General features: G+C 30.2%; 9 protein-coding genes. 1 reads left to right on the top strand and 8 read right to left on the bottom strand.

Annotated elements, in window-relative coordinates:
• Positions 1 to 108 precede the first annotated feature (108 nt).
• From KIB46_RS04725 to KIB46_RS04710, 4 genes are all read right to left on the bottom strand, one after another.
• Positions 109 to 1518, bottom strand: a complete 1410-nt coding sequence (locus tag KIB46_RS04725) for a hypothetical protein (RefSeq protein WP_291671025.1) — start codon at positions 1516 to 1518, stop codon at positions 109 to 111.
• 95 nt (positions 1519 to 1613) lie between these two features.
• Complete coding sequence (locus KIB46_RS04720; RefSeq protein WP_291671024.1) at positions 1614 to 3539, bottom strand: ABC-F family ATP-binding cassette domain-containing protein; 1926 nt, start codon at positions 3537 to 3539, stop codon at positions 1614 to 1616.
• Between the two features lie 107 nt (positions 3540 to 3646).
• Positions 3647 to 4387, bottom strand: a complete 741-nt coding sequence (locus tag KIB46_RS04715) for a CDC27 family protein (protein ID WP_291671023.1) — start codon at positions 4385 to 4387, stop codon at positions 3647 to 3649.
• A gap of 55 nt (positions 4388 to 4442) precedes the next feature.
• Entirely contained in the window at positions 4443 to 4862 is a 420-nt protein-coding gene (locus tag KIB46_RS04710) for a hypothetical protein (RefSeq protein ID WP_156561085.1), read from the bottom strand.
• Positions 4863 to 4955: 93 nt separating this feature from the next.
• Here KIB46_RS04710 and KIB46_RS04705 point away from each other — a divergent pair, with 93 nt between their 5' ends.
• Entirely contained in the window at positions 4956 to 6377 is a 1422-nt protein-coding gene (locus KIB46_RS04705) for a spore germination protein (protein ID WP_291671022.1), read from the top strand.
• Between the two features lie 129 nt (positions 6378 to 6506).
• On the opposite strand, the gene KIB46_RS04700 is transcribed toward KIB46_RS04705, so the two are convergent.
• From KIB46_RS04700 to KIB46_RS04685, 4 genes are all read right to left on the bottom strand, one after another.
• Positions 6507 to 7262: an exodeoxyribonuclease III gene (locus KIB46_RS04700; protein ID WP_291671021.1), complete on the bottom strand. Its 756-nt coding sequence runs from the start codon at positions 7260 to 7262 to the stop codon at positions 6507 to 6509.
• 388 nt (positions 7263 to 7650) lie between these two features.
• The gene (locus KIB46_RS04695) at positions 7651 to 9006 is read right to left on the bottom strand and encodes a PFL family protein (protein ID WP_291671027.1); all 1356 of its coding nucleotides are present in this window, start codon (positions 9004 to 9006) and stop codon (positions 7651 to 7653) included.
• Positions 9007 to 9033: 27 nt separating this feature from the next.
• A complete protein-coding gene (locus KIB46_RS04690) occupies positions 9034 to 9303 on the bottom strand; it encodes an ACT domain-containing protein (protein WP_156561091.1) in 270 nt (89 codons plus the stop codon).
• A gap of 18 nt (positions 9304 to 9321) precedes the next feature.
• Positions 9322 to 10302 (bottom strand): diaminopimelate dehydrogenase, encoded by a 981-nt coding sequence (locus KIB46_RS04685; protein ID WP_291671020.1) that lies wholly within the window; start codon positions 10300 to 10302, stop codon positions 9322 to 9324.
• Positions 10303 to 10453 lie beyond the last annotated feature (151 nt).

The following is a 10453-nucleotide window of genomic DNA, read 5'->3' as shown; positions in this document are numbered from 1 at the left end:
CAGGGGATTTTAATCTATATTAATTGACTTTTTAGCTTTGTTTCTTCTTTTCATATGCCATGAGTAAAATAAAGAACCTATTATTCCTGCAACACCACCTTTTAATAACTAACTAAATATCTTAGCCCATATTCCCTTTTTCTTCTTTGTTTCCTTCTCTGGATTCTTTCTTTCAAGTGTAAATGAAGTATCTTTTTTCTTAATTATTTCTAAATGCTTGTCTATTGATTTATTAAGTTTTTCAACCTCAAATTTCCTAAAGCTGAATTCACTCTTCATATTATATAAATCATTTTCTATAGTAACGCATTTTTTTAGTGCATTTATGTTATCTCTACTCATTTCATAAGCTTCAACTAATATCTCACAATACTTCTTAACTTCTTTAGCATAAGCTGTGTAGTCCTCTGGACTCTTATCAACCATTTCATCCCAACTATGCTTTATAGCTGTATAGTTAGAGAAAATCATCTCTGTTAAAAGATTAGATATATTTAATGAAACGGCATGTTTATCAACTATATCACCTTTAAGATAATTCATTGTTTCTATAGCACCTATGATAGAATAAAACTTCTGTAATGCTATGTTCATAAAATCATTGGATGAACTTTCTGTTACCTCTTTAATAACCTTATTGGTAATATCTATAAATCTATCAGTTATAGTATTATTTGTTTGTACTAAAGCTGTAGTTGAATTATCTTCCTCTATGTCAAAGTTTGCAAAGAATGAATTATCATTGGCAACAATGATGTTATCTCCCTCTGTATCTTTTGAAGTAACATTTGAATTATTATTCATCGCTTGTCCAACTATAGTATCATTATTTACTTTCTTGACCTTTGAAGCTTCAATTTTTGAGGTGTTTCTATCTATCATCATTCTTAAAACTTCAATATTGTAGTTATCTAAACCTAGTTTTATTCTATTAGTTATCATAACTTCAATTATATTATTAGTTTCTTTTAAGGATCTTATATTCTTAGGATAGATATCCCAGCAATAGTCAAATACTTTAATACAAAGATTAAGCTGCTCTACTAGTATTGATAGCTTTACCTTATCTTCAAAATTAGTAACCTTTAGTAGTTCTAATAATTTACGACTTCTTATAACTATTTGCTTGGTAACTTTAGCAGATATATATTTCCTTATATCTTGAACATCGATAATACTTCCATATAAATAATTTGCAGTTTCTATAGAAGTAATTAAAGATATTGAATGCTCTATAAAGTCTTCAACAGAATCTTCATTAAAATTCCCTTGAAACTCTTTAATCATATCACTTGCTTGCTCCATGGCAGTTTTAGTAAGATTGTTTTGAGCAACCTTAATAAGTATAGAAATATCAGGTCCTTGAGCTTCCATTATTACATTTTGCATGTTTTTAAAGTCTTCTAATAACTTCTTGCTTTTATCCAGGTATTCCTTTGTAACATTATTATTAGTAGTTACTGCAACAAGCTCAGAACTACTCTGCATATTCTCATTTATACCATTATTCTCTTTCATAGTCCCTATACACCCCATAAATAAACTATTATTCCCAAACTCCTACTTTAATTATAAACCATCTAGAATTAATTTCCAATTGTTTTCCCAAATAATTATAACTTATTATTATTCTTATATTCCTCAATTCTTTGGGCTAAATCTTCCAAATACTCGTATCTTTCATATTTATATAGAAGTTCTTCTTCTAATTTCTCCTTTTCAGTCATAAGTTCTTGTAGTTTTGAGTAACTTGCTGAATTTTCTTGCATTAATTTATCTATATTTGCTATTTCATTTTCTAGATTTTCAATTACAGAAGAAATTTCTTCATATTCCTTTTGTTCTTTAAAGCTAAATTTTGGCCTTGAATCTCTTTCTCTTACTCTTTGAGCATTTTCTTTCTTTTCTTTTTTAACTTCTTTTTCCTTATTAGCTTTCTTTAATTCTACTTTAATACTATAATCGCTATAGTTACCGTTATAAGTCTCAATCTCCCCATTTCCTTCATATGCAAATATCTTATTACACACTCTATCTAAGAAGTATCTATCATGGGAAACAACAACTACTACACCAATATAGCTATCTAAAAAGTCTTCTAATATATTAAGTGTATTAATATCCAGATCATTTGTAGGCTCATCTAGTAGAAGAACATTTGGAGCTTCCATTAAAACTCTTAAAAGATGAAGTCTTCTTCTTTCTCCACCAGATAGCTTTTCTATTTTTGTATACTGCATAGTTCCATCAAATAGGAATCTTTCACACATTGTAGATGCAGTTATTTTTGTTCCATCTGCTACAGGGATATATTCTCCCCCTTCTTTAACATAATCTATTACTCTTAAGTTAGGGTCCATATGAGAGTCATCCTGCGAGAAGCATCCTATCTTTACTGTTTCTCCAACTTCTATTTCTCCACTATCAGGATTTAAAGCTCCCTTAAGCATATTAATTAGCGTTGTTTTTCCAGCTCCGTTATTACCTATAATACCTACCCTATCCTCCTTAGTGAAGATATAGCTAAAATCATGTATTAATTCTTTATTATCAAAGCTTTTATTTATATGGTTAATTTCAATTATCTTCTTACCTAATCTAGTTCCTATAAAAGACATTTCCACATCTGTTTCTCTTTTTACATATTCATGATTAACTAATTCATCAAACCTTTGTAATCTTGCTTTTTGTTTTGTAGTTCTAGCCTTAGCACCTCTTTTTACCCATTTTAACTCTTTTTTAATTAGAGATTGTCTCTTTTCCTCTTGAGCCTCTTCTATTTCAATTCTTTCCATCTTTTTCTCTAGGAAAGCAGTGTAGTTACCTTCATATGTATATAGCTTTCCTCTATCAAGCTCTACTATTCTATTACTTACTCTATCAAGGAAGTACCTATCATGAGTAATCATAATTAATGCACCCTTTCTAGAATTTAAATATTCTTCTAGCCACTCTATAGAATCTGAATCTAAGTGGTTTGTAGGCTCATCTAATACCAACAAATCACAAGGAGTAATAAGAGCAGAAGCAAGTGCAACTCTCTTCTTTTGTCCTCCAGATAGATTTTTTATCTTTTCCTCATATTTAGTTATTCCAAGTTTATTTAATATGCTTTTAGCTTCACTTTCAAGTTCCCATAGATTTAATCCATCAATTTCACCTTGAAGCTTTATTAGCCTTTCATTAAGCTCATCAAAATTAGAATGTGAAGAATTTAGGCTTTCAAGAGTTTCTTCATAATCTCTTAAAAGCTTCATTTCTTTACTATCACCCTTAAAGATTTGCTCTAATACAGTTGCATCATCTTGAAAATCTTGACTTTGAGAAAGAAACTCTATCCTAACATTTTTCCCCTTTGTAACACTTCCATCAAAGAATTCATCTTTTCCTGTTACTATTTTTAAAAGGGTTGACTTACCAGCACCATTTATACCTATAATACCTATTTTATCCCCGTCATTTATACCAAGTGAAACATTGTTTAATAATGTTTTTTCACTATAACTTTTGCTTATATTTTCTAGTGTAATTAAATTCATATATATTCTCCTCTTTATGTAACCTTTATATATTCATATACTAGCATAAGTTTCAAAAATAATGAAGAATTAAAAAGAAGCACTACTGTAATAGCAGTGCTTTCTACTTAATTAAATTCTATTTCCTTTGAAAATACATCTATATACTTATAATAATGATCTTTTTCATATACCTTACCTAGATATTCCTTTGCTTCCTCATCCCTATCTGTATAATAACATGCTTCTCCATAGTAGTAACAATACTCTAAAGCATCTCCTTTAATTTCATCTAGGTCAATTTTCACCTTACTTAGTGAATCATATGCAAGTTCATATTCCTCAGCTTCACAGGCAGCATAGCCTAAAGTGCTTAATCTTTCATTTTCAAGATACTCATTACCTTCATATGTAATCATAGTTAAATACTTAATAGCTTCTTTATAGTTTTCAGTATGATAATAGCATCTTCCTAAAACATAGGTTAAGCTTGGATCTTTTACCTTATTTACTCCACCTCTTTTTAAATATGTTAAGGCGTTAGTATAGTCCTTTTCATCAAAATATAAGCACCCTAAGAAAAAGTATGCCTCTTTATTATCTTTTCTATAGTATATAGCATTGTTTAAGGCATCTTTTGCCTTTTTTGCATCCCCTTTTGAGTAAAGGGTTAAAGCGTAGTTATAAAACAAAGCTGAATTATTGTCAGGGTCATTCTTAAATTTAATTGTAAAGGCAACTCCAACTAATACTATTGCTATTCCAAGCCTCCAATCTAAGAAGAAGGTACCTATACCTAATACAAAAAGATAAGTAGTCCATGTTCCCTTTACCTTTTGTAATTTTAGCTTATATGTATTACTTTCCAAAATTATATCCTCCCATCCCTTTTAAACAACTATAATTATACAGGAATATGAACTATTACTCAAATGCTGAAGAAAAAGTATTTCCTATTCTTTTAAAAGCAATTTCTTTATATATTTTCTTATTATTAATATCTATAATAGTTTTATAAATATTAGGACATCCTTCCTCTCTCCAGCGCTTCATATATCTTGCATCAGCTTCAGTTCTGTAATAATACTTTTCGTCATAATCATCAGAAAATTCTAGGAAAAAGTCTAGTGAATCCTTATGTATTTCATATTCCTTAGTATCTAATTTATTTATAATTGGAAGAAAAAATCTTATTGGAACCTTATAGTTATACTCTCCCTTTAGAGATGTACCTTCCATTAAAGCTCTCTTAAGAAATGACTTATCCTTTAAATCTTCTTCTGTAACCTTTAGTTTTAAAATTGGTTCATTTCTTTTATTCTTTTCTAATTTTATTGCTATCATTTGTGCCACCTTCTATTTAAAGTCATACTATGCATTTTACAAGAAAGTATATTATTTTACAAGATGAGTATCCTAAGGTTATGAGGTGGGAATATGAAAATAAGTAATGATTATAAAGAAAATGTAACATATTTTAAAGAAGAAATAGGTTTTGGTAAGTCTTTTGATGTATTATATAGGGAATTAAATCTTAAAGGTAGACATATTAGCTTATTCTTTTTAGATGGATTTGTTAAAGATGAATCCCTTCAATCATTGATACAAAGCTTTTGTGTATACAAAGAAGATAATATAGCAAAAGCAAAAACTGCAGAAGAAATTATTACAAATTGTATTAGTGCCATAGAAGTTTCAGAGGAAGAGGATTTTGGAAATATAATTAAAGCCCTTCTTTCTGGTCAAACTGCAATGTTTGTAGAGAATTTAGATAAGTGCATAATGATTGACCTTAGAACTTATCCTTCTAGAGGTCCTGAAGAACCAGATAAAGAGAAAGTTTTAAGAGGAGCAAGAGATGGTTTTGTTGAAACTATAGTATTTAATAGTGCATTAATAAGAAGAAGGATAAGAGATCCAAAACTAAGATTTGAGATGGTTTCTGTTGGAAGAGAGTCTAAAACAGATGTAGCAATTGTCTTTATAGAAGATAGAACTAAACCAGAAGCATTAGAAACTGTAAAAAAACAATTATCTGAAATTGAAGTTGATGCATTAACATTAGGAGATCAGAGCTTAATAGAATGCATTAGTAAAAAGACTTGGTATAATCCACTTCCTAAAGTTAGATATACAGAAAGACCTGATGTTACTGCAGCTCATATATTAGAAGGTAAAATTGCTCTTCTAGTTGATAACAATCCTTCAGCTATGCTTCTTCCTACTAGTGTATTTGATTTCTTAGAGGATGTTGATGATTATTATTCACCTATATTAACAGGAAATTATTTAAGGTTTCTTAGAAATGCTATTTTACTTATGACTTTATTTATTACTCCAATATATTTATTAATTACAGAATATCCTGAAACCTTACCAGAATATCATAGATTTTTACTTCCAACTGACCCATACTATATACCGATATTTTGGCAATTCTTATTACTGGAGTTTGCAATTGATGGGTTAAGGCTTGCATCATTAAACACTCCAAACTCTTTAGGTATGTCCTTATCTGTTGTTGGTGCATTAATTTTAGGTGATTTTACAATAAAGACTGGGTGGTTTTTACCTCAAACTATACTTTATATGGCAATAGTTGCTTTAGCTACCTTTACTCAGCAATCTGTTGAACTAGGATTTGCAATAAAGTTCTTTAGGATATTGCTATTAATATTAACTTCACTATTTGGATTAAAGGGACTTATTGGTGGATTAATCCTTGGTATTATATTACTTGCGACAACTAGAACATTTACAGGTGAACCATATCTTTATCCACTTATACCTTTTAACGGAAGAGCTCTAATGCATTTATTGTTTAGAACTAGCATTAAAAGTAAGAAAAGAAAGGTTTAATATAAAAAAGATAATAGAGATAAGAAGGATAATATGGATGAGGAAGAAAAGTTGCTTTTGCAATTTCTCTTCCTTATTGGTTTATATATTTATTTTCAACTATAGTTTCCCTTATTAATCTTATTAAGATTAATTAATTTCTAATTCAACTGGACAGTGATCTGATCCAAAGATATCTGTATGAATCTTAGCACCGGCTAATCTATCCTTTAAGGATTCTGATGTTACAAAGTAGTCAATTCTCCATCCTGCATTCTTTTCTCTTGCCTTAAATCTGTATGACCACCAAGAATATATTCCTTCTTGATCTGGATAGAAGAATCTAAATGTATCTATAAATCCTGAACTTAACAACTCAGTAAACTTATTTCTTTCTTCATCAGTAAATCCAGCATTTTTTCTATTAGTTTTAGGATTTTTTAAGTCGATTTCTTTATGCGCAACATTTAAGTCACCACAAACTATTACTGGTTTATTTTCTTCTAAACCTTTTAAGTATGCTCTAAATGCATCCTCCCAAGTCATTCTATAATCAAGTCTTGCTAATTCAGTTTGTGAATTAGGAGTATATACTGTAATTACATAGTAATCAGGGAATTCTAGAGTTATAACTCTTCCTTCTTTATCATGCTCTTCTATACCAATTCCATAAGTTACACTTAAAGGTTCTTCTTTAGTAAATATTGCAGTACCTGAATAACCTTTCTTTTCTGCATAGTTCCAATATTGATGATATCCAGGTAAATCTAAATCTATTTGGCCTGCTTGTAACTTAGTTTCTTGAAGACAGAATATATCTGCATATAATTCATTAAATATATCTAGGAACCCTTTACCAACAACAGCTCTTAAACCGTTAACGTTCCATGAAATCATTTTTTTCATTTGTCTACCTCCATTGGTTTTATATTCTAAAAAGAGTATAACATAAAGATTGTTAATGGTTAATATTAAAAACATTAATATTCTTTTATAATATTGACTATTAAACTTAATTTCATCCTACACCCACAGGTGAGATTTTAAAATAAAATTCTTGTTCAACTTTCTAAAATAGAAAACTCTAGCAGCCAACTCACAAATAATTTTTATGAGTATTTAAATAAATATATAAGGATATCAAGGTTTAAATATATATTTATATAAATATATATTTATGCTATTATATTTTCTCATATAAATTAAGTCAATCCATTGTCCAATTTCCTAAAGCAAAACAAAAAAAGAAACACCAACAAAAAGCAGCGTTTCCTTCTAATCCTTATTATCCCTTTTAGTTTTTAAATGAATGTATTGGAGCAGGTATTCTTCCACCTCTTTTAATGAAGTCTTCTGATGAATTGGAGTTTACCTTCATTACTGGTGCAGTACCTAAAAGTCCTCCAAACTCAATCATGTCTCCAACTTCACATCCTGGAGCAGGAATTATTCTAACAGCTGTTGTTTTATTATTAATAACACCAATGGCTGCTTCATCAGCTATCATGGCAGCTATTGTAGATGATGGAGTATATCCAGGAACTGCAATCATATCTAATCCAACTGAACATACACATGTCATAGCTTCAAGCTTTTCTAAGTTTAGTGAACCATTAACAACTGCATCTATCATACCTGCATCCTCAGATACTGGTATGAAAGCACCACTTAATCCACCAACGTGACTACATGCCATAACTCCTCCCTTTTTAACTGCATCATTAAGCATTGCAAGGGCAGCTGTAGTACCATGAGTACCTACAGTTTCAAGTCCCATCTCTTCTAATATATGAGCAACAGAGTCACCAATAGCTGGAGTAGGTGCTAAAGAAAGGTCAACTATTCCAAAAGGAACATTTAATCTCTTAGAAGCTTCCTGTGCTACTAACTCTCCCATTCTTGTTATTTTAAATGCCGTTTTCTTAATTGTTTCTGCAAGTACATCAAAAGATTCTCCTCTAACCTTTTCAATTGCTCTTTGAACAACTCCAGGCCCACTCACACCAACATTTATAACCTTATCTGCTTCTCCAACACCATGGAAAGCACCAGCCATAAATGGATTATCCTCAACTGCATTAGCAAATACAACTAATTTAGCACATCCAAATCCCTTAGTTTCCTTAGTAAGCTCTGCTGTTTCTTTTATTACATCTCCCATATCCCTTACTGCATCCATGTTAATACCACATTTTGATGAACCAACATTAACAGAAGAACATACCTTCTTTGTAACGGCTAAAGCTTTTGGAATAGACTTAATTAAAATTCTATCACCTTTAGTATATCCCTTTTGAACAAGTGCAGAGAATCCACCTATAAAGTCTATACCTAAAGTTTCTGCAGCTTTGTCTAAAGTTTTTGCAAACTCAACATAGTTCTCCTCATCAGTAGCTCCTGCAATTATTGAAATAGGAGTAACTGAAACTCTTTTATTAACTATTGGAATACCAAACTCTTCTTCTATTTGCTTTGCAACCTTTACTAAATCCTTGGCAGAAGAGACTATTTTGTTATATATCTTTTCTCTAGCTTTATTCCCATCTGGATGGATACAGTCCAATAAAGATATTCCCATAGTTATTGTTCTAATATCTAATTTTTCCTCATCTATCATCTTTATTGTTTCTAAAATATTTTGAGAATTAATATTTGTATTCATTATGTAGCCCCCTAATTATAGTGTATGCATTGAATTAAAGATCTCTTCTCTTTGTATCTTTACATCAACCTTTAATTCTTCACCCTTTTTAAGAAGGCTTTTTCTTACTTCATCAAAGGAAGCATTTGCATTAGCTCCATCTAAAATCATAATCATTGTAAAATACCCATCCATTATTGTTTGAGTAACATTTAAAATATTTATATTACACTTTTGTAATTCACAGCTTATTCCTGCTATAATTCCTACCTGGTCTTTGCCTATTACTGTTAATATTGATTTCATATAATCAGCTCCTAAATTCTATAATAATTCTTTTCTAAGTTCTGCAGGTGTCTTTGATGAAAGATATCCAAATGGAACATCAAAGACTGTTAAAGCACCTTTTTTACCTTCTTTAGCCAACTTAGATATAGCTCTAGCATATGCAACTAAAACACTTGAAGTAAATTCTGGATTACTTCCTAGTTCTAGTGAAAATTCAATTCTTTGCTTAGTTCCTTCTCCAGTTTCCCCTGTTCTTATAACAAATCCACCATGTGGCATACCTGAATGGTCTCTTTTAAGTTCTTCTTCAGTTATAAAGTGAACAGTTGTATCATAATCAGAGAAGTAATTTGGCATATTCTTTATTTCTTCCTCAATTTTTGTTTGATCTGCTCCTTCTTCTGCAACAACAAAACATTCTCTTAAATGTTTTTCTCTAGTTGTAAGGTCTGGATTTTCGCCACTTCTTACCCTTTCTAGGGCAGCTTCTATTGGAATTGTATATTGTATCCCATTTTTAACACCTTGGATTCTTCTAATTGCATCTGAATGACCTTGACTTACACCTTTTCCCCAGAAGGTATAATCTTTACCATTAGGTAAAACAGCATTACCTAGAAGTCTATTTAATGAGAATAACCCTGGATCCCAACCTACAGATATTATGCTTAAATTTCCTGAAGCAGTACTAACTTCATTCATCTTGTCAAAATAAGCTGGTATTTTAGCGTGTGTATCAAAGCTATCTACAGTATTGAACATCTCAGCAACCATTGGTCCTTGTTCTACTAAATCTGTTGCAGAACCACCACAAAGAATCATTACATCAATCTTATCTTTAAAGTCACCAATTTTAGAGATATGAACCATTAAATTATCATTTTCCGATACTTTACTCACTTCTCTTCTTGTAAAAACTGCTTTAAGTTCTATATCTGTATTTTGATTTATAGCCTTTCTAACGCCCTTTCCTAAGTTTCCGTAGCCAACTATTCCTACTCTTATTTTGTTTTCCACTTTAACAGCCCCTTTAAAATAATGTTTATTTATGCTTATTTTACCATAATTTAAGGTTATTATAAATCATTTGGTAAATAAAATGTTGAATTTAATAAATATATAAATGTAAAGTTTTACAAATTTTAAAAGAGAAATTGAATGATTTTCA

Source organism: Clostridium sp., from assembly GCF_018372875.1.
Lineage (GTDB): Bacteria > Bacillota > Clostridia > Clostridiales > Clostridiaceae > Clostridium.
The sequence above is the reverse complement of the archived record's forward strand: the minus strand, read 5'-3'. Positions and strand labels throughout refer to the sequence as shown.